General features: G+C 40.1%; 18 protein-coding genes. 10 read left to right on the top strand and 8 right to left on the bottom strand.

Annotation, left to right across the window (positions count from 1 at the left end; translation table 11 throughout):
• Positions 1-58 precede the first annotated feature (58 nt).
• Both NOS7524_RS02030 and NOS7524_RS02025 read right to left on the bottom strand, forming a co-directional pair.
• Positions 59-1414, bottom strand: coding sequence for an AAA family ATPase (locus NOS7524_RS02030; RefSeq protein WP_015136793.1), 1356 nt, complete (start codon positions 1412-1414; stop codon positions 59-61).
• A gap of 268 nt (positions 1415-1682) precedes the next feature.
• Positions 1683-2405 carry a response regulator transcription factor gene (locus NOS7524_RS02025; RefSeq protein WP_041555503.1) on the bottom strand — a complete coding sequence of 241 codons (723 nt, stop codon included), beginning with the start codon at positions 2403-2405 and terminating at the stop codon, positions 1683-1685.
• 235 nt (positions 2406-2640) lie between these two features.
• On the opposite strand from NOS7524_RS02025, the gene NOS7524_RS29150 reads away from it, so the two are divergent.
• The 3 genes from NOS7524_RS29150 to NOS7524_RS02015 all read left to right on the top strand — a co-directional run bounded on the left by NOS7524_RS29150 (position 2641) and on the right by NOS7524_RS02015 (position 5919).
• Positions 2641-2856, top strand: coding sequence for a hypothetical protein (locus NOS7524_RS29150; RefSeq protein ID WP_144050831.1), 216 nt, complete (start codon positions 2641-2643; stop codon positions 2854-2856).
• 592 nt (positions 2857-3448) lie between these two features.
• Positions 3449-4783 carry an ATP-binding response regulator gene (locus tag NOS7524_RS02020; RefSeq protein WP_015136791.1) on the top strand — a complete coding sequence of 445 codons (1335 nt, stop codon included), beginning with the start codon at positions 3449-3451 and terminating at the stop codon, positions 4781-4783.
• A gap of 23 nt (positions 4784-4806) precedes the next feature.
• Entirely contained in the window at positions 4807-5919 is a 1113-nt protein-coding gene (locus NOS7524_RS02015) for a hybrid sensor histidine kinase/response regulator (protein WP_015136790.1), read from the top strand.
• Positions 5920-5989: 70 nt separating this feature from the next.
• Here NOS7524_RS02015 and NOS7524_RS02010 read toward each other — a convergent pair whose 3' ends face one another.
• The gene (locus NOS7524_RS02010; RefSeq protein ID WP_015136789.1) at positions 5990-6445 is read right to left on the bottom strand and encodes a response regulator; all 456 of its coding nucleotides are present in this window, start codon (positions 6443-6445) and stop codon (positions 5990-5992) included.
• A 727-nt stretch (positions 6446-7172) separates the two neighbouring features.
• Between NOS7524_RS02010 and NOS7524_RS02005 the strand changes: the two genes are divergently transcribed.
• The 3 genes from NOS7524_RS02005 to NOS7524_RS29795 all read left to right on the top strand — a co-directional run bounded on the left by NOS7524_RS02005 (position 7173) and on the right by NOS7524_RS29795 (position 10158).
• Positions 7173-8375 carry an AAA family ATPase gene (locus NOS7524_RS02005; protein WP_015136788.1) on the top strand — a complete coding sequence of 401 codons (1203 nt, stop codon included), beginning with the start codon at positions 7173-7175 and terminating at the stop codon, positions 8373-8375.
• 95 nt (positions 8376-8470) lie between these two features.
• Entirely contained in the window at positions 8471-9769 is a 1299-nt protein-coding gene (locus NOS7524_RS02000; protein WP_015136787.1) for an amino acid permease, read from the top strand.
• Between the two features lie 221 nt (positions 9770-9990).
• Positions 9991-10158, top strand: coding sequence for a hypothetical protein (locus tag NOS7524_RS29795; protein WP_015136786.1), 168 nt, complete (start codon positions 9991-9993; stop codon positions 10156-10158).
• Here the strand turns inward: NOS7524_RS29795 and NOS7524_RS01995 are convergent.
• Both NOS7524_RS01995 and NOS7524_RS01990 read right to left on the bottom strand, forming a co-directional pair.
• Positions 10151-10699 (bottom strand): hypothetical protein, encoded by a 549-nt coding sequence (locus NOS7524_RS01995; protein WP_235622387.1) that lies wholly within the window; start codon positions 10697-10699, stop codon positions 10151-10153. The genes NOS7524_RS29795 and NOS7524_RS01995 overlap by 8 nt on opposite strands.
• Positions 10700-11040: 341 nt before the next feature.
• Positions 11041-11598, bottom strand: coding sequence for a Uma2 family endonuclease (locus tag NOS7524_RS01990; protein WP_015136783.1), 558 nt, complete (start codon positions 11596-11598; stop codon positions 11041-11043).
• A 118-nt stretch (positions 11599-11716) separates the two neighbouring features.
• On the opposite strand from NOS7524_RS01990, the gene NOS7524_RS01985 reads away from it, so the two are divergent.
• The 3 genes from NOS7524_RS01985 (at position 11717) to NOS7524_RS01975 (ending at position 15583) form a co-directional block, all read left to right on the top strand.
• The gene (locus tag NOS7524_RS01985; RefSeq protein ID WP_015136782.1) at positions 11717-12004 is read left to right on the top strand and encodes a glutaredoxin family protein; all 288 of its coding nucleotides are present in this window, start codon (positions 11717-11719) and stop codon (positions 12002-12004) included.
• Between the two features lie 32 nt (positions 12005-12036).
• The gene (locus NOS7524_RS01980; protein WP_015136781.1) at positions 12037-13533 is read left to right on the top strand and encodes a UDP-N-acetylmuramoyl-L-alanyl-D-glutamate--2,6-diaminopimelate ligase; all 1497 of its coding nucleotides are present in this window, start codon (positions 12037-12039) and stop codon (positions 13531-13533) included.
• 604 nt (positions 13534-14137) lie between these two features.
• The gene (locus NOS7524_RS01975) at positions 14138-15583 is read left to right on the top strand and encodes a DICT sensory domain-containing protein (RefSeq protein WP_015136780.1); all 1446 of its coding nucleotides are present in this window, start codon (positions 14138-14140) and stop codon (positions 15581-15583) included.
• Positions 15584-15605: 22 nt separating this feature from the next.
• On the opposite strand, the gene NOS7524_RS01970 is transcribed toward NOS7524_RS01975, so the two are convergent.
• From NOS7524_RS01970 to NOS7524_RS01960, 3 genes are all read right to left on the bottom strand, one after another.
• Positions 15606-16628 (bottom strand): tetratricopeptide repeat protein, encoded by a 1023-nt coding sequence (locus NOS7524_RS01970; RefSeq protein WP_015136779.1) that lies wholly within the window; start codon positions 16626-16628, stop codon positions 15606-15608.
• Positions 16629-16790: 162 nt separating this feature from the next.
• Positions 16791-17564: a hypothetical protein gene (locus tag NOS7524_RS01965; RefSeq protein WP_015136778.1), complete on the bottom strand. Its 774-nt coding sequence runs from the start codon at positions 17562-17564 to the stop codon at positions 16791-16793.
• Between the two features lie 98 nt (positions 17565-17662).
• Positions 17663-18070 (bottom strand): hypothetical protein, encoded by a 408-nt coding sequence (locus tag NOS7524_RS01960; RefSeq protein WP_015136777.1) that lies wholly within the window; start codon positions 18068-18070, stop codon positions 17663-17665.
• Positions 18071-18408: 338 nt separating this feature from the next.
• Here NOS7524_RS01960 and NOS7524_RS01955 point away from each other — a divergent pair, with 338 nt between their 5' ends.
• The gene (locus tag NOS7524_RS01955) at positions 18409-19293 is read left to right on the top strand and encodes a 2OG-Fe(II) oxygenase (RefSeq protein WP_015136776.1); all 885 of its coding nucleotides are present in this window, start codon (positions 18409-18411) and stop codon (positions 19291-19293) included.
• The last annotated feature ends 589 nt before the right edge of the window (positions 19294-19882 follow it).

The following is a 19882-nucleotide window of genomic DNA, read 5'->3' as shown; positions in this document are numbered from 1 at the left end:
TTCGTAGTAAGCACTTCAGTGCTTTGGTGTAATAAGCACTAAAGTGCTTACTACAAACCTAAAGGCTGGTTAACTCCCTCGCTTCAGCCAAGATGGGATTCACATCAAACCACGACTCGCCGCTTTCTCGGTATTCAAATACAAAGCGACTGCGGATTAATTTTTGATATCCGTCATCGTCGCTGACTTTTTTCTTCTGCTTGACATTCTTTAATAATTGCCATTCTGAATCAGAAATGGGCAAAACCATTTCATTGCGGCGAGAACGAATTACCTTTTCTAAAGTATTACGAGTCAGAGGAAGCGCCATTTCTTCCATAATCCAGGTATTCAAGAGCCTGAGCAAGTCCCGCACATGACCACCACTCATCATACATAAACGCTCTAGGGTGCTAACACTATCAAAAATCTCGGTAATTTTTTCTAAGCGTGCTGCGGGTTGCAAGTCTGGGAAGGCTCTAGCTAATACCATTTGCTGCATTAATGCCATGCCTTCTTGATGAATACTACCATCAGGATACTGTACGGACACCATCGGCAATACTTTGGGGTCGTCGTGAAATCGCTGGGTGAGTGTACCGTAATCATTAGAAAACTTGAGTGACAAAGGCATGGTGTAGACTACATGACAGTTCAGCTTGGTGAGATATTCACCCTGGTCTACAAATAAGTATTCCTGTTGTGGTCTTCCCCAAGGCTTGGGACTATTATCTATGCGATCGAGGTTATCGACAATTACCACCAGTCCTGTTTTACCTTGCTGCTGGAGTTTAGTAATAGCCGGCTGCAATAATTCTTGATTGATGGCTTCTAATAGTTGAATCTTCTGCGGTGCAAGATACTGATTAATTTTCTCCCGCAGTTTGGGATCACTTTTAATCTTGGTGGTGATTTCGCCAATACCTACCGACAGCGATAGTTTTTCTTTCTCGGCGCTGAAACCAACATCACCCACTCCAGGAACTTTAGTTTTCAACCCCGTCACCTCGGAGTTTAAGAGATTCAACGCACCTTGCAGCAGAGCGTTAAATTTGTTGGTATCTTCCAGGATAATTTTATCGAGACTTTGACTAATTCTGCGCGCGATCGCTAGCAACACATCGGCGATACCGACATCGGTGATTTCTAAATCATCGGTCGATTCAAAATAGACTACATAAAAGCCTAAGCTTTCTAATTCTGCCTGTAGTCTAATCAGTTCTGTGGATTTTCCACAGCCAATATGTCCAGTAAATAGAGTACAGGTAGGTTCATCTGGCTGAAAAAAGGTAATCTTCTTCTTGAGCGTTTGAATAATATCCCCACCGCGCACTGATGAGAAATCAATATAATACTTACTATCTGAGCCATTATTAATAAACAGAGTCCGGCTAGGATCTGTCGCTTTAAAGAATTCCCGTAAATTTATAGCCATAAGCCTGGTAATCTAGTTGACTTTGCCGCCCTGAACAACCTTGATTACCAGAATAAAATTTCTTATAGCTTTTTTAGGGAATTCTCCAGTTTTTCTTTGAATTTGCAGGTGATAGGTGACAGGTGACAGGTGACAGGTGACAGGTGACAGGTGACAGAGAAAAATTGTACTTACTTATTTCTTCCCAGTACCCAATACCCAATCCCCAGTACCCAATCCCCAATCCCCAGTACCCAGTACCCAATCCCCAATCCCCAATCCCCAATCCTCACGCTACTAAACCAGAACGCAAAGCTCGCACAGCCGCTTGGGTACGATCATCGGCGCAGAGTTTATTGAGAATATTGCGAACGTGGGTTTTAACTGTGCCAACGGTAATATAGAGTTTTTCGGCGATTTGTCCGTTACTGCAACCAGCGACAATTAATTCGAGAATTTCTAACTCCCGTTGAGTGAGGGGATAGGTTTCTAATACTTGTTCGTATTCTGTGGGTAAAGCCTCGATTTTGACTGTTTTGGGTTTATCTGATGCTTGGGTTTCGCCGGGTATACCTTGCCGCATTTTGCGTAATACCACATTAGCGATCGCTGGATCAATCCATGAGTTACCACCGTAGGTTGCTTGTATGGCCTCTGTTAACTTACTAATACTTGTCTCTTTCATATAATAAGAATCTGCACCTGCGGCAAAAGCAGCCAGCACAGCATCCTCTGTGTGATCCATTGTCAAGATGAGAACCTTGGTGTTACTTTGCCCACTCTCGGCTTGATAGCGTCTAAATTTGCGGGTGAGTTCAATCCCGTCCATATCCGGTAAGCCGATATCTACCACAGCTACATCTGGCTTTGCCGTTTCCAAAAGTTTTAGTCCTTGAGTTGCATTAGCTGCTTCACCAATTACTCTCAATCCACCGTGAGACTGTAATGCAGCTCTTAGCCCCATTCTAGTGAGGTCGTGGTCTTCAATTAAGATAATACTGATTTCATTCATTGCTACACCCGCTCTTCTGTGTTTGCATATTGCAAATTGAGTTTTTTTTAGTTGCTTGTAAATTTCTTCTATGAATTTCCCAAACCAAAGATAGATGATATTTCTATACAACTGCATCCACCGATAGAAATAATAAATTCTCTTTTTTTTGAAGCTAGATAGAGATAAAAATCAGACCGAGGATACATTACTATTTAGCTCAAAAATATAGGATACTATTACCAAATCCCTATTTGTGTTCATCCTAAGTATTACCCTAGGATATCATAAGCCAGTGTTTGCGATTTTCTCACCTCTTAGGGGTTGGGTAGGTGTAGCCCGCCCGCCGCAGGCATCGCAAAGAAAACATGGTTATGGCTCAGGCGATCAACAACAAAATTTAGCAACAGCAATAGTTAGGATATCTTTAACACCTATTTTGCTGGCTGGTCATATCTTTCACTGTACTTAGACTCATGGTTCAGTTGGGTAAAACTGCTCAAGCTGACGGTACACAATGTTTTTCTGCAACTCTCACCAATGGGTGAGGACGGGTATTAACTCGTTCTTTTACAATGGGGATGAAGGTTGATAAAGTATTTTATTTTACTTTCTAGTGTTGCTGTTTGCTGTAATTGTCTGCCAATCAAGGCTTACTGATTACTCATTGACTAAATTATAGATCATTGATCAATTAGTAATTAGACATCGAGCAAAATCATAATTTCAATACAAAAAATTTAACAGAGAGTGACTAACATGATAGTGAATGATCATGACATTTTCAAAAAAATTTATATTCCCAATTCAATTTATCTGGCATGGAACTGGTTAAGGTAAATCACAATGCCACAGGGGTACAACGCTCAGTTTCTTAAATTAGCTGCCACTAGACAAGTTTAGTAGATTAATAGCAAACTACTGGTATTTTCACAGCTAATTTCTGAGTGATTACAGGATTTATTCCATACCCTATCCAGAATTCAGCAAAAATTATTAGTTTGATAGTTTAAAACCAGATATGTTTGACATCAACCTGTATTTGACAGCGAAAATAGAAACAAATGGAAGAGACGCTGAGAATTTTGGTTGTAGATGATGATGAATTAGACCGCATGGAAGTCCGTCTTGCTCTCACTCAAGCAGGTGTAAGTATAGAATTTACAGAAGTAAGTGATGGTGAGACGGCGTTCTTTGCCTTAAAAAATGCTAATTATGACTGTGTTTTCCTGAATTATGGTTTACCAGATCAAGATGGTTTGACTTTAATTCACAAGTTACGTGCGGCGGAAATTAAAGTTCCTTTAGTAGTTCTGACATCTCATGGAGATGAGCAAATTGCTGTAGAATTGATGAAAGCTGGTGCTACCGACTATCTTTCTAAGTCGAGATTGTCTTCAGAAATATTAGCCCAAGTTTTACGGAATGCGATTCGGGTACACCGAGCAGAAATGCAAGCAGCTTTAGCATATCAGCAACTACGAGAAAGTCATGAACAGCTAGTACGTAAAAATCAAGAATTAGAGAAACAACGGCAACAAATTCAGCTACAAAACTTCAAATTATTAGAAGCATCGCGGCTAAAATCACAGTTTTTAGCTACCATGTCTCACGAATTACGGACACCGATGAATGCCATTATTGGTTTTTCACAGATATTGTTACGCCCAAAGTTTGGTCAGCTGACACGTCAGCAGGCAGATATGGTAGAACGTATCTTGAACAATGGTAAGCATTTACTCATGCTATTAAATGAGGTTTTGGACTTTTCTAAATTAGAAGAAGGGCAATTAGCACTCAAGCCAGAATTATTTGATTTACCTAAAGTAATTAATACCGCAGTTGGAGAAATGCGTTCTTTAGCAGAAGCAAAAAATTTGTCTTTGCTGGTGCAGAAGAACTCAGAAAACCCTTTGGTTTTCAATGATCCAGTGCGTGTTAAACAAATTTTAATAAATTTACTATCAAATGCTATTAAGTTTACAGAATCTGGTAGTATTTGGGTTGAGGTAAAAGACCTACCCGGAAATCGAGTAGCAATAACTGTGCAAGATACTGGTATTGGCATAGCTCAGAAAGATTTTCCCCATATTTTTGAAGCCTTTCGACAGGTTGATCAAAGTATTACCCGGAAATATCCAGGTACAGGTTTAGGTTTGGCGATTATTAATTCCTTGGTGCAAATGATGGGGGGAAAAATCTTGCTGGAAAGTCAAATGGGAGTTGGTTCAATATTTAGAATTGAACTGCCCCGAAAAATATCAATATCTCACTCATTTAGAACATCTGGGGCTGTGCAATTAGATGGGAAAGGAATTTTAAACTCGGCGCAAAATCCCCACCAGTCTAATTATCAAACCAGTAAAGTATCAATGGGTTATCCTCACCTCAAATTATAAATTTTATAAACAAGTTGATAGTCATGTCTGCTGTTGAAAACCTTACAATTGATCGTATTCTTGCTGTCGATGATACTAAAGATAATCTGATTTTAGTTCAGACTATTCTCGAAAGCGAGGGCTATGAGATTGACTTAGTAACCGATGGTGTTTCGGCTTTAAAAAAGGTGGAACAGTCTCCACCGGATTTAATTTTGCTAGATGTGATGATGCCAGGGATGGACGGTTATGAAGTGACTCGCCGCATCCGTAATAATCCGGCGCTGAACTATATTCCGATTTTGTTAATCACAGCCTTTCACGAATCTAGTGTCGTGGAAGGCTTAGATGCAGGTGCAGATGATTTTATTCGCAAACCATTTGATACAGATGAACTATTAGCCAGGGTGCGATCGCTCCTGCGTCTCAAGCACAGTCTAGACGAACAACGCAAAATGGCGCGTCAACGGGAAGACTTTGTTTCCCGTCTGACTCATGATTTACGCACCCCATTAGTCGCAGCTGATCGGATGTTGGACTTGTTTTTGCAGGAAACCTTCTGCAAAATTTCCCCAGAAATGAAACAAGCGATCGCTGTCATGATTCGCAGTAACCAAAATTTGCTGCAAATGGTTAATACCCTGTTAGAAGTTTATCGCTTTGAAGCAGGTAAAAAGACTTTGAATTATGACCGATGTCATCTGCGAGAAATTGCGGAAGAAGTAGTGAGCGAACTAGCGCCTCTAGCTAGCGAAAAAGGTATCAGCCTCAAACTAGACACCAGTAAATTAGATAATTTAGGCGCAAACGCTGGTGTAGTTATGGGAGATTGCTTAGAACTAAGGCGCGTTCTACACAACTTAGTTGGTAATGGTATTAAATTTACTGATACAGGCGGTGTAAAAATTCGTATCTGGGAACCCGATCACAACTGGGTAACTATCGAAGTAGCAGATACAGGTTATGGCATTGCTCCTGAAGACCAACTAACTATTTTCGAGCGATTTCGTCAAGGTAGAAATAAAAGGTCAGGCAGTGGCTTAGGATTACATTTATCCAGTCGGATTATTGAAGCTCACGAAGGTTCAATTAGCCTCACCTCAGAAGTTGGAAGAGGTAGTAAGTTCACGATTAAACTACCCAAGAATGTGGAGTAGGGATTGGGGATTGGGGACTGGGGACTGGGGAAGCAATGCCCAATCACTATTGCCTATTGCCTTTTAGCTCCTACTCCTGACATAACTGGTAAGCTGAATGGAGTTGAAATTTCCCACACAATAGGCGACGAATTACTGCTTCTAAGTCTTCAATCATGTAGGGTTTGCTGATGTATTCATCAAAGCCTGCATTTATAATCCGTTCTCGATCCTCTCTAGTAGCCAAAGCTGTGACAGCTACCACAGGAATTTCACGCGTGAGCGGCTCTTGTTTGAGCTGACGTACAACATCCATCCCATTCTGGCCTGGTAACAAAATATCTAACATAATTAAGTCTGGTTGATACTCTTTTGCCACCAGTACAGTTGTATAACTGTCTTTTTGACAAATAAATCTACAGCCTAATGACTCTAGAGTGTAACTAATCAGCAGTAGATTATCATCATTGTCTTCCACCGCTAAAATCAAAGGCTGCCGAGAGTTATGCTTCTCTTGATCACTCATGAATAATTGTGTCAGATACATTCCTGCTCCAGAAGATTCCATTAGGATTAAGAGTCATTCTTGAGTAAACAGAGCGATTATTCCTTAAACAGAGAAAAATTAAGCTTAAAAGAGAAATAAGTAAAGATTGCCTCACACTGCTGTTGTGTATATTAAACATCTCTGTCCATACAAGAAATTTGAAATCAATGGCATTTGAGTTTTATAGGTTTAGCAGACACTTAAGATTATACGCAAAATTACAGAATATTTTTTTCGTAACTTTATCATAACTTGATATACCAGATTCGGTTTTACCGTATAATCCCTGGTGTTATTGTTCTCAGTATATACAAAGAGAACTTTTTATACGTGTAAACTCTTGATTGGGTCGTATCAAATGGTAAATTTACTTACTGAATAGGCCTTTAATAGTCAGCCACAACAGGATTGAGACATTTTTTCTGAAATTTCCTATATAACTGGTTGATTATTTTGTATTATTTGTAGTATATTGTTGTTTGTCTAGGGAAATTTAAAATATTAGTTAAATGAGTAATGAGTAATGAGTAATGAGTAATACCCATTACTTCAAAATTAAAGACAGTTGGAGTCGGGGATTTAAAAAATACGAGTCTTATAGACAGTTAATTAATTCTCATAATGTATAGTTACTCTAGATAATAGATAGCATGATATAAAACAAAAACTATTTTTAGAAAAATTAACTAAAATATACTAATTTTGTTACAATTGCGTAACCAGAAATATGGAATTTGATTATTTTAGAAGCAACGACGGCATTCCTAACAATCAAAATCGTCAAAGTTTACTAGCTAGTGGTTGGCGGCCATTGCATCGAGAATTAGACTGGGCATTTTTATGGAAACTATTACATAGCGATACAAAAGAATTAACGCAAAAAACCTTGAATCTCACCAGTAGTCTTGCAGAAGTGTTAGGCAGAAATAACTATACTTGGTGGGCGAATGTATTAAACCTTGTATCTGAGAACACACGCTACGAAATTGATAAATTTTGGCACTATATAACACCTGATTCGCAATCACCAGATTATCGTTATAAAGATGTTTTAAGTACGGAAACACCCATCGTACAATTCGTTAGCCGTCAGAGCATTCCTATTGATTATGTGCTGAATCGGCTCCAAGAAATTACAGTTTTACGAGTTTTAGAGTTATTAGGTCGTCCTGATATTATCACCCAATATTACTTAGAAAGAAATTTTTGTTACCCAGTTGAAAAATTCATTAATTGGGAACGGATAGATGTAGTCAGCACCGTTTATGCTTACTGGGCAAAAGATGATATTTGGTTACAAATTGAAGCCTACGATCGCGGACGACGGCAATATACTTTAATGTCTCAAAATATCTCGCCATTAATTAACAAAGCTACTTATGATTTAGCTGTGATGTTGAGTGGCTATCAAAGTCGTGTGGGTAAAGTCCACAGCCAATTTCCGATTCGTAGTTTCCCCGTAGATATTCAAAGCTTCACCGATACAGTACAGCAAGCAGTTCTCACCCAAAACCAGCTAGCAGTGGTAGTTAACGGTGAACCCGGTACAGGTAAAACTGTCTGGACACAAGCAGTAGCCAAAGAAATTCTTGTACCTCTAGGATTTGTCATCTTTATTTTGGATCATGATGCGATCGCTAACTTTGTCCCGCCTGCATATTTAGAGCGAATTTGCATCATTATCAATGAGGCTGATAACCTAGCTCAAAATCGTGCCTCGGAAGTTGCCCAATACAACAACAAAACAGAACATATTTTGAGCTTATTAGACGGGACTTTATACCAAAGTGTGATAGATGATAGTGGGATTCACATTAAGCAGCGATTAGTAGTGTTAATGACTTGCAATACCACTGAACGGCTAGATCCAGCAATGCTCAGAAAGGGTAGAGTCGATTTAATATATGAATTTACTCAGAAATTTGTTTGAGCTTAGTCATTGGTTTGTAGGCATACTTAGGGGTTATTGCTAAAATAGTTACTTAACTTAACATTTAGCTGGCAATTGAGATTTAGTATCTCAGCATGACTCCCATACATACCATTTCTAAATTGCATCAACCACAAACCACTCGCCTATTTTCTCGCCTAGAAGTAGATGGTAGTAAATTAACTCACCAACCCGGTAGTGTTTTAGGAAGTACCGCATTAGTTGCTGGAACAACCGTTGGCGCGGGGATTTTAGCATTACCTGCGGTGACACTGCCTTCTGGTATTATCCCCTCAACAGTATTGCTGATTGCGGTTTGGCTATATGCCTTAGTTTCCGGACTGTTGATTGCGGAAGTCAGCTTAAATACGATGCGTCTAGAGGGGCGCTTGAGTGTCGGTTTGTTGGCAATGGCGGAAAGTACCCTAGGTAAAATTGGGGCTAGAGTGGCTGGTGGGGCATATTTATTTCTGCACTATGCCTTACTGGTGGCTTATGTTGCCCAAGGTGGTGAAATTTTAATCTCTGCACTAGCTAAAGTATGGGGTATTCCTAATAACTTGCCTGGGTGGGTAGGGACAACTACTTTTACCCTGCTATTTGGCGGCATTATGTATCTGGGGCGAGAAAAGTTGATTGAGAAATTAAACAGCGCCTTTGTTGCCATTGTCATCGCTTCCTTTTTGGGCTTGTTATTGTTAGGTACAGGACAAGTTCAAAGTGTGCAATTTTTCTTTCAAGATTGGAGGGCTTTAGGAAGTGCTATATCTGTGATGTTGGTAGCACTTTTCTACCATAATGTTGTGCCGGTGGTGGTAACTCAACTAGAAGGAGATAGCCGCAAAATTCGCCAATCTATTATTATTGGTTCGGCAATTCCCTTGGTGATGTTTTTGCTGTGGAATGCCGTAATTTTAGGTAGCGTCAGTCCTGAAATTGTAAAAGGCAGCACGAGTTTTGATCCTTTACAAATTCTCCGCGCTGGGGGTGCAGGTGAATGGTTAGGAGTCTTGGTATCTGTCTTTTCAGAGTTTGCAATTGTTACATCTTTTATTGGATTTGTGTACGGGTTAGTCGATTTCTTCCGAGATGTGGCGTTAGTTCGTCAAAGTGGACTTGATCAGCGTTTGCCGCTTTACTCACTCATTCTGATACCGCCGATGAGTTTAGGGGCAGTTAATCCCCATATTTTCTTAACAGCTTTAGATTTTGCTGGTACTTTCAGCATTTCTGTTCTGGGAGGAATCATCCCCGCCTTGATGACTTGGAAGCAACGCCAAAACTCCAATCATATCCATCAATTATTAGTTCCTGGGGGACGGGTGACGTTGATTGTGATGATTGCTTTGGCCTTAATGATGATGACAAAACAAATTCTATCAATGGTCAGATAGTCAGGTTTTATTTACTACAAAAGATAACTACTGACATTGACTGAATCATAGTTTAACTGCCCACAGACATAGAGAAAGCACAATTCTACAAGTATGACGGATATGTTTACTCTATACCCGTGCGATCGCGGAAATTTTTCATATCCTTCGTCAGAAATTTGCCGTTTTGAAATTGATGTTATAAACTGTAGGCGCAGTTTTTCATTAAGGTTTTATGCACCATGACAGCTACACAGACAATTACTACCAACCCAGACAAAAAATCTGCCAAAAAAAGACACCAGTCTTTTCCTAGCATGGATATTGGTACTCCCAAAGTGCCATTACGCAAACCTCAAAAAGTCAAACAAGAGTACGAATTATTAAGTGATTGGGACCATGCTAGTTAATTGATTTGACATTCCACTCACATAGTTGAGATGGTGGTGTCATGCGAGGGTGGTTGTATTGATAAAATCCCTCAAGATTCAGCAAAGCTTGGCGATAAAGAATCCACTGCACAGCATCCTCATGATGATTAGCGGTACTCATCAAATTACCTTGGCTTAGTGTCAATCGCCCTTCATCGTCCCACTGATATGCAGATTGGGGTATATGATGCTGCTGATTACTATCCCAGACGATAGCTAAAGCTTCACCTGTAATGAGATTGCCTTTGATATTACCTCGAATACAGATAAAACTATCAGAGTGGGGATAGCCGTAATACCCTTGAAATTGATTGGCAGTTTTTTGAAAATTTGCACAAATTCCCGCACCAACTCGCCAGTCTTGGGGATCACGTTGGCTACAAAATTGGTAGTTCCCATCTCTTAACTTGGCAATGTTAACTTTGGGGACTGCAACCGACAAATTGGGGTTTAACCCACTGGTTAACAAAGTTGCAAATATGAGAAATATTGGTGCGAGATGATTTATATCCAGCATCATCACATCTCCAATTATCTAGGAGACTGGCACAATTGCGAAATTTCATGTTTAAACAGCTGGTGCCGCAGAAATCGCTAAAAATAATAGCAGCAACAAAATTAACAAGCTGATTTTGGCAATTAGGTAAGTATTAGGGTCAAATAAAGGAAAATCGTGAGTCATTTTACACCTCCATGTTTAACTCTGTGATTGAGAGTTTGATGAGGTATTGGCTTGTGTATATTTATATTGTCTCTTAGAAATGAATACACAAGCTATGAATTACAGCTTTAGTAATATTTTTTAGTATTTTTGAAACGCAGAGGCACGGGGAGTAATCGCAGAGTAACGCGGAGGATTTGTTAAGGAATTCCTGCTTGTTGAAAAATTTGCTGTGGTGTGATTGGCAATTCTGTCAATAAGTCATCTGCTAAACTATCTTCACCAGTTTTTGTTTGTGGTCGTGCATCAGGATAAAATACGGTCACAGTTTTGGCTTTGGCATCTAAAACCCAAACTCTCATTACACCTGCTTCTAGGTAATCTGTAGCTTTGGCACTCATTTCTCCAAAACTTTGGTCGGGTGAGATAATTTCAATTGCTAAGTCTGGAGGGATGGGACATGGTTTATCTTCAATAACATCACTGTTGAGGCGAGAGAAGGACACATAAAGTAAATCTGGTACAGGAACCCAGTTTTTTCCTTTACGTTTTAGGGTAACTGCCCATTCAATACCAACCTCTCCACGACTTTGCGCCCACGGTGTTAAAAGTGTGTATACGGTGCCTGTTACTCTGGAGTGAAATCTTTTTGGTGCCATTTTAGGTTTTAGTTCGCCATCAACTAATTCGTAGGTGATATCCCCTTCTGGTAGGGCGAGGAATTCTTCAAGGGTAATTTGGGCTTTGAGTTGAGTCATCGCGATCGCATCTCCTGGGCATAGACTCTATTGTGATCAAGTTTAGTAGTTCAAGACAAAAGTTTTGAGCTAGTTTGTAGTAAGCCCTTGAGGGCGGAAAACTTGAAGAGTTGAGTAAATGCGTTTAATTCTCTACAGTAAACCCGGCTGTCATCTATGTGAAGGCTTACAAGAAAAGCTAGAGCAGATCCAAAATTTGCCCTTTGAGTTAGAGATTCGTGACATTACCACCCGTGAAGATTGGTTTGGCGCGTATCAGTATGAAATTCCAGTTCTGCATCTAATTCAGTCTGAAGATGAGCAAGCACAAGCTTTACCCCGTCCTTCTCCGCGTGCTAGTGTGCAGCAATTACAGCAAATGTTGTATGAGTATTTAGCCAAGACCGAAAAAAATGATGCAGAATAGGCGCAAGAAAAGTGTGTGGCGAGGTTCACAAGATGAAATTGCGGGAATTACTAGCAGCAGTAGATGGTGTGGCACAAATCCCTAGCAATCCGGCTTTGGCTGATGCTGAAGTTAAAGGATTGAAAACGAATTCCCATGCTTGCAGTGTGGGAGATTTGTTTATTGGGATGCCTGGAACACGGGTAGATGGTGGGGAATTTTGGCCGAGTGCGATCGCTTCTGGTGCTGTGGCTGCCATTGTTTCCCCCCAAGCTGTCGAAAAAAATCCTCCTAATGATGAGGCTGTTGTCATTAGTGCTAACGACATGACTAAAGCTTGCGCCCAAATTGCGGCGGCTTTTTATGGTTATCCTGGACAAAAACTCAAGCTGGTAGGTGTGACTGGTACTAATGGTAAAACTACTACTACTCACCTAATCGAGTTTCTACTCACTAAAGCACAATTACCGACGGCTTTGATGGGAACTCTCTATACTCGTTGGGCTGGTTTTGAGCAAACAGCTGCCCATACCACACCCTTCGCTGTGGAACTGCAACAGCAGCTAGCCCAAGCTGTTAAGGCTGGTTGTGAATTTGGGGTAATGGAAGTCAGTTCCCATGCTTTAGCTCAAGGGCGTGTCCTGGGTTGTCCGTTTGAGGTGGGTGTGTTTAGTAACCTCACCCAAGATCATCTGGACTATCACCGGGATATGGAAGATTATTTTGGGGCTAAAGCCTTATTATTTAGCCCGGAATATCTCAAAGGACGGGCAATTATTAATGCTGATGATCCCTACGGTAAACGATTAATTGCGGCGTTGAATCCTGCGAAGGTATGGAGTTACAGCGTTAACGATAGTAGTGCTGATTTATGGATGAGTGATTTAAGTTATGAGCCAAATGGTGTCAGTGGGACACTGCATACACCAGAGGGTGAGGTAACTTTTAGATCGCCTTTAGTTGGTCAATATAATTTAGAAAATCTGTTAGCAGCCGTAGGTGCAGTTTTACATCTAGGATTAGATTTGCAATCAGTGGCAGCTGCCATTCCTGAGTTTCCTGGTGTTCCAGGACGGATGGAAAGGGTACAGATTAGTCCTGAGCAAGATATTAGCGTGATTGTGGATTACGCCCACACACCGGATAGCTTAGAAAACTTACTCAAAGCAGCTAGGCCTTTTATTCCTGGGAAAATGATCTGTGTGTTTGGCTGTGGTGGCGATCGCGATCGCACTAAACGCCCCAAAATGGGTAAAATTGCGGCTGAGTTAGCTGATGTGGCGGTAGTAACTTCTGATAATCCCCGGACTGAAGACCCAGAAAGGATTTTAGAGGATATTTTGGGCGGTATACCTGACACTATAGAGCCGATGGTAATAGGCGATCGCGCCACCGCTATCCGCACTGCAATTTTACAAGCCCAACCCGGAGACGGTGTATTGCTGGCTGGTAAAGGTCATGAAGACTACCAAATTCTCGGTACGGAGAAAATTCACTTTGATGACCGAGAACACGCACGGGACGCACTACAACAGCGCAGTCAATCTTGAAGAAGGCAGTCCCTCTTTTATGGGGACTGGGGACTGGGGACTGGGATTTTTACTCCCCACTCCCCTCTGCATCAGAAATCAAATTCAAATGATTTTTCTGCTCACATAGAAGCCACTAATTCTTACACTCTATATATTCTCTAAGCACAAAAAATATCTTTGTGTCATACTGCATCATACAAGTTGATTAAATAATGGATACTTCTTCCATCTCTGCATTAACTTTTTAATCTTATTTATCAGGTTTTATCAATACAAAATATAAAAATAAGTTTAAATTTTAATTCAATATCATTGCTTTGCATCGAGAGGTAGACAAGAATGAGAAAATAGATAAATATTTAAAATCCAAAACTTGCAACACAAATTAACAAAACAACTTTTGTTGAGTAATCGTTATGTCTTTTATACATAGCATTTACAACATACATGAGGTAAAATTTAGCCTCTAACCTTTAGCCTCAGCACATCTGAATTCAAATAGATGTACTTTACCAAAAAAAGAACCGCTATAGTTTTGTGTCAAAAATTATATAAGTAAGCGAAAATCGCTCACATAATTACTTTTTCCTTCCCCCTGATTTTTATTGGTTGTGCTTAACTCATGAATGACTCCCTGCATAAAGATTTGTCCGTTTATCAGCTGGCTGCGGGAGTGGAACCACCCCCCCAAGCAATTCCGCTCAATCCGGCTACGTTATTATCACTGGTGAGATCACAAATAGATTTACTCATTGAGCAGCAAATTAATGCCACATTCTGGGTGAAACTCCCACCTGGGAAAATTTGGTGTCAAGAGTTATTGCGTTATCAGTCATCAATAAGACAGCCAATTAATATCTACAATTGTCAAATTAAGGCAGTGGCAGGGGAAAATAAGGATATAGCCAAGCTAGAAGAACAGCAGGATATTAATATCAACCAATATGCTCATCAGATTGATGTGCAACTACTACCAAACAATCAACTGAGTCGAGAATACTTTTTGCTAGTATTATCACCAAGGTTTAGTAGTTTAATAGTAGCCTATCAACAAATTAAGCAAGATAAAAGCAACAATTTGGGAAAAGAAAATACTCATAAAAATCTACCTTTATTGACTATTACAACTATTGATAGCAGAGTTATTCAAAGAGTATTAGATGGGTTAAAAAAAGAAACTACATCAGAATTAAATCAAATTGTACCAACCGATTTAATTTGCCAAAATGTCTGCGATCCAACATTGGTGAGTCTGCTGTTCGCCAAACAAATCCAGCGACAAGATGAAATCAATCGGCAAATTAGAAATGAACGGATAGCTAAGTTACAGGGACTAAATCAAACCCTGCAAAAAAAAGAGCAGCAGAAAGATGAATATCTCAACAATGTTTGTCAAGAACTGCGGACACCCCTGACGCAAATGAAAACAGCCCTGTCGTTATTGAATTCGCCTAATCTCAAACCTCAACAGCGACAACGCTATTTACAAATGCTCAATACTCAGTGCGATCGCCAAAGTACACTGATTACAAGTTTATTGGATTTAGTAGAACTGGAGCAGACATTAGAGGCTACTAACTTAGAATTAGTCAAACTTTCAGAGATCGTACCTGGAGTAGTCAGCACTTACCAACCCGTAGCCCAAGAGAAAGGCATCATGTTAGCCTACACCGTACCGACTGACTTACCTGCTGTTTGGTGCGTCAATGGTGGACTGAGGCAGATAGTCATTCATCTACTACACAACAGCCTCAAGTTTACCCCCAATGGTGGTGAGGTTTGGGTAAAAGCCAAAATGCAGGGTGAATATGTCCAACTAGAAGTTCGTGATACAGGTATTGGCATTGCCGAAAGTGAAATTCCCAGAATTTTTGAATGCTTTTATCGAGTGCGTTCAGGAACCAGTGAAGAAATGAGTGGCGCTGGTTTGGGATTAACAATCGTGCAACGCCTGTTGTGGAATTGTGGTGGTTCGATTACCGCTAAAAGCAGGCCCGATGAGGGATCTACTTTTACAGTACAGCTAGTACCAGAAGGGAAAGAGCCAGTAGTAGGGGGGAAAAGGTAGCACCCCCTAAGCCCCATACCCATTACAACGCATCCATAAACTGCTTTACCTTTTCTAGCAGTGATTTATCTTCAACTTGTTCTGCTAATTGTTGGGCATTGAGATAGCACGATCGCGCTAGTTTTTTGCGTTTGGTAATCACATAAACGCTACCCATGTTCAGCAAAGAGGAAATTTCTCCGAGGACATCTCCTAGTTCTTCATACATTGCCAAGGCTTGTTTAAAAAATTTTAGTGCCTTGCGATGACTGCCTAACTTATTGTACGTAAAACCTATATTGTTGAGGGTGTTGGCCTCGCCTGAGCGATCGCCTGATGCCCGCCGTGATAACAGGACTTGATGATAGGTCAATAGTGCTTGTTGGGGTTTTCCTGTATCTATATAAATAGAGGCGATATTATTCAAGGTGATGGCTTGACCTACTACATTCTTAGTAGCTTTTTGAATTGGCAGTGCTGTTTGCATAAATTCTAGGGCTTTTTCATGCTCACCCAAGACGGTGTAAGCATATCCAATACCATTTAAAGTTGTAGCCTCACCGGAAAAGTCTCCCAATAATCGCCGCATCGCTAAAATTTGGTTTTGTAGCAATAGCGATCGCTTTGGTTCACCCAACCTGACGTAAATTAGTGCTACATCATTGAGGGTAGCAACTTCGCCTGGGGTATCTTGCAATTCTCGAAACAGTTGTGCTGATTTCTCCAGATACTCCAAAGCCTGGGAAAGTTTCCCTAAACGGCCATAGGTAGAACCTAGATTGCTCAATGCTGTGGCTTCTGCTTGTAAGTTACCAAGCTCAACTGCAACAGCTAAAGCCTGATGGAAAGAATCTAATGCTTGCTGAAATAAGCAACAACCCAGATAAGCTAAACCAATGTCATTTAATGTATGACCTTCTCTAGCTTTATCTGGGATCGCCCTTGCTAATCGTAAATTGGCGGTTGCCAAATTCAAAGATTGTTGAAACTTTCCCTGCTTGTAGTAGTTACTTGCTTCATCACGACGTTCTTCCCACTCTTTGACTTGATTGAAAGTTTGCGTCATTTGACCTCAGTTGCACTGGAGATAAATTGGCAGGTGGTTTTTGGACAGTTATTTTGCAAAATTGCCCAAGTTAACTTTAAGTTAACCTTTATTTTCTACCTTTAGACACAAGACGTAAAGAGTGAGATATGGTAAATTTATGCCCTTAAGTAGCCATACTGATTAGGCTGTTTTAAAAAATCTAATGATTTCGCGGACATGATCCAAAAATTGCCCATCTGTGGAAATTTGCGCGATCGCATTACGTGCTTCCCTAGTTAAACGTTCATGTTCGGTTTGATTAGTGGCACGCAATTCTTCCAAATTAGCAGCCATTTTCGCTAAATCTCTGCGTGTTTCTTCAGCAAAGCGTTGTTGTGTCGCCGCTAATGAATAGGGTTGTTCTAGGTTAAGTTGATCTTCTAAAACTTGAATTTTTTGTTCTAATTCCGAGAAACGCTGGCGCAGTTCTACAACATCTTCGCGGGGATACTTCCATTCTTGACTAATCATCGTCAGCCGCGCATATAAATACTCATAAGCACGAATAGCTGGGCGCAAGATAGTTAATAACAAAGCTGCACCAGAACTGATATATCCTACAGCACTAATACCTGTAACAGCGAGGGTATAAAGACCAATGGCTGACAATAAGTGTAAACCCAAAGCCAACCAAAGCGATCGCTTGGCTAATACCTGGACATACTGCACTTGTTTTTCATCCACAGGTATGGCTTTTTCCCTTGACTGTGCTGCTTCGGCTAACACCTGTTTAGCTTGAAAATAGATATTCCAGGGGACTGTGACAATCACTAACAACCACCAGAAACTTGCACCCCCAATTACCCAATCGAGAAAGTTACCTGCTGGGACATGAAACCATTGCAACACACCAAAAGCTAGCAGCACTACAGCCACAATTCCGGCAATCGAACTAATAAGTAAATTGAAATACATATAACCCTGTCTTTGGTGAAACTATCACCTCGATCATGGCTACGCCTTGGCATTTACACGGAAAAGTTTGTGATGCTTTTTTGATCTGCATACATCATCTACGGTATCAAATAACTCCGCCAAACCCCTGGAGTCTCTTGATTACCTTTATCTGGTAACAGCAACCGCCAAGTTTTACCTTCTTGTTGAATTTGCAGATACACATCAAAGGGCTGTTGCAGTTTTGTTAACTGTCTCTTGGGTAACTGAAAAATTAAGTCGTAAGTTCCCCGCACCCGGAAAGCAGGTAAATCCTGCACTGTCAGGGGTTGTTCCTGGCGAATTTTCAGGTGTTTAATTTCAAACCCTTGAAAATTGAGATCTAATTGCTGATTGAGTTGCTGTTGGGTTTGTTCTAGCTGGAGTGCGATCGCTTTCTGCACTAACTCGCTAGTTGGTAGCAAGCCGATATTACCACAAGCTACTAAAAGCAGCAGTAAAGCTACTGTCAAAACGAACCGCACCATGTTATTTCTGATCTACCTTCAGCGATAGTATAGCCGCAGATGCCGGAAATTCCGTAAATTCTCAGAAAGATTATATAGCAATCCGATGTGATTTTTGAAATACACGTAGGTAGGGCTTTGCCTGGCAAAATCTAGGTATGGTGGGCAAAGTCAGATTCATATCCATTCCCCACCTCAACAAATAAGTATGGCTACGCCTTCTGTAAGGGATACAAACATCAAAGTATTATTTGTAGTTGCAAATTGGCATTTGTATTACCAATTTATAACTACAGTCGGATAGTTTAACAAACTCTAGGCAATTATCTTGATAAGTATTTAATTTGAAGAAAGAAAATATGAATAAAACATTGCATAAAATTAAAAGCAGAATTTTAAGAAATATTTATGAAATACCATTATTGAAATATCAAAATGACATGGCTTATCTCAAAGCCATAGCAAAACATATCCCCAATCTACCCATACTTTCAAACACTGACATCGATATAGTTAAACAACTCAAATCTGAAGGAGTAGCAATTACCTCTTTAGAACAATTAAATATTGCCTCTCATCCGCAATTCTTCCAAGCAGCAGAAAACTTGATGCCCAAAATTCCACCAAGTATTACTGGTGATCAAAATGAATTTGTAGTTCATGCTAACGCCCAGCAAATGCTTGAGCATCCAGAAATTTTCTTATGGGGATTAGAACAACGTTTACTCAATATAGTAGAAAATTATCTAGGTTTACCAGTAGCCTATCATGGTGCATATTTTCGTAGAGATATCGCCAATCAATTAGAACAAGGCTCAAGACTATGGCACATAGATAAAGAAGACCGTAAAGTAATAAAAATTATAGTTTATCTCAATGATGTTGATGAATATACAGGGCCATTTCAATACATTCCCAATTATTTAACATCAGAAGTAGTGAAAGATTTGAATTATAAATCTGGTTATATTTGCGATCAAAGAATGCAAGAAATTATATCACCAGAAAAATATCAATCATGTACAGGAACAACTGGCACAGTTATTTTTGCTGCCACTGGTAGTATATTCCATCGAGGTAAACCACCAATAAAATCAGATAGATTCGCGATATTTTTCGATTATACTTCTCGCAGAAGACAACAATTATTTTATACAACTTCTGCCATAACACATGAATACTTACTCAAAGAATTTAAGCATATTTCTGCGCAACAACAAGAATATATATTCTGGCAGAAATAGCGTTTTCGAGGTTAAGAATTAAAGTTTTGTTTGTAATCAGGACTTTAGTCCTCAAAACGACGAAAAAAGTAATGTAGTTTTGCCCACCAAAACCCAATGAATCAATTCAAAATTCAAAATAAAGTGCAGATACAGCGTATTACAGATTTATGAGGTAAAGTCAGCACAGTTGGTAAGCTTTCATTTTACCTATTGATGTGCTGATACTACTGTACCTTGTTTACCTACAATATTATGTAGATATGCGTTGTTGACACTCCTCAGCCTAAAGGCATGAGGATTCTTGCTTCATCCGTCCTCCCTAGAAACCTGAATATAAAATATTCAAATCTCCCCGTTTGGATACGTCCACAAGCATACACGGACTACCCGACCGCGTTTGAAATGATTTCTTGAATTTTTGCTTTACTCCCACATTTATACAAGATTTAGGATTTTTACTACCAGGGTTCCGGATGTCTTCGACAAGCCAAGCCTTCGGCTTGTCTACAGGAGTCGTCCGCTTGACCTACTTCGTTTTTTATGTGTGCGCTTTACCGCTAAAAACATAATATCACCAAAGCCGTCCTAGAAGGACGGGGCTTTAAAC

Source organism: Nostoc sp. PCC 7524 (assembly GCF_000316645.1).
In the GTDB taxonomy this organism is placed as follows: Bacteria; Cyanobacteriota; Cyanobacteriia; order Cyanobacteriales; family Nostocaceae; genus Trichormus.
The sequence above is the reverse complement of the archived record's forward strand: the minus strand, read 5'-3'. Positions and strand labels throughout refer to the sequence as shown.